Genomic DNA, 1,201 nt, shown 5'->3' with positions numbered 1-1,201 from the left:
CTAAATAAACAGGAACGTACAAAACACGCCGGTACGGCACTGTGGCATTCTGCCCTTGGGCAATCACCACCCACATCCGCCTGTGGGTAAACCATCGCATATAATCGTTACCGGGATGTTCACAAATCCGTGAACTCTTCGTTAAACGGTTACGTAAACTGCTCGGATATAAGTCTTTCTTCCAGGCCATGACCCGGGTCGAACAGGATTTTATGGCGTATTTGCGGATCGGTGCGGATCTCAACCCAATCAATATCGGCCACCGAATTCGAATCCGCGTCAGCCATCACCGGACGTTTACCGGCCTCCAGCACATCAAAGCGCACCATTGCGTTGCTGGGCAAAAGCGCTCCGCGCCAGCGCCGCGGCCGGAAAGCGGCAATTGCCGTCAACGCCAGCACATCCGCCCCGATCGGCAGGATCGGGCCATGGGCAGAATAATTATAAGCCGTGGAGCCCGCAGGGGTGGAGACCAAGGCGCCGTCGCAGACCAGTTCCTTCATCCGCACGCGCCCGTCCACGGATACTCTGAGCCGCGCCGCCTGCGGTCCTGCCCGCAGCAGAGACACTTCGTTGATGGCCAGCGCCTTATGCACCGCGCCGCGACGGTCCATTGCGGTCATCGACAGCGGATTGATGATTTCCTGCACCGCTTCTTCAAGCCGCTCGATCAGCCCGTCTTCGCGGTACTCATTCATCAGAAAACCAACGGTGCCGCGGTTCATCCCGTACACCGGCGCCGGGTGATCCACCATCGCAAGCAATGTGCGCAGCATGAAACCGTCACCGCCCAGAGCCACAACAATACCGGCTTCGGCGGGCGGCACATGCCCGTATCTGTTACGCAGAGTGCCCAGGGCCTGCTGCGCAATTTCGGCCTCACTGGCCAGAAAGGCGATTCTCAAACTCATGAAATCTGTTTCCGGTGTTAGGCATCTGGTTCCGAAACAATCACAGCTTTCCGGCAAAGACCATAGTTGCCGTTCTGTCGCAGGGAAATGTCGCTTTACAGGCTTCCTGCGCAAGGAAGTTTCCGATAGGAAATCCCTCAATTCTGATCCTTACTCAACGGAGCCACCATGACTGAAGCGACCCGTGACCCCGGCTTTTTCACCCAACCCCTCTCCGAGCGCGACCCTGAGCTTTATGCGTCGATCACCGCCGAGCTGGGCCGCCAGCGCGACGAGATCGAGCTGATCGC

General features: G+C 58.0%; 1 protein-coding gene. It reads right to left on the bottom strand.

The window, feature by feature from the left end:
- Positions 1-149: 149 nt before the first annotated feature.
- Complete coding sequence (locus tag A2I95_RS40095) at positions 150-911, bottom strand: NAD kinase (RefSeq protein ID WP_260005098.1); 762 nt, start codon at positions 909-911, stop codon at positions 150-152.
- Positions 912-1,201: the final 290 nt, after the last annotated feature.

The organism is Leisingera sp. F5 (assembly GCF_001593695.1).
The sequence above is the reverse complement of the archived record's forward strand: the minus strand, read 5'-3'. Positions and strand labels throughout refer to the sequence as shown.

Coding starts and splice junctions, on each gene's coding strand:
- A2I95_RS40095 (WP_260005098.1), bottom strand. CDS start 911: ATGAGTTTGAGAATCGCCTTTCTGGCCAGTGAGGCCGAAATTGCGCAG.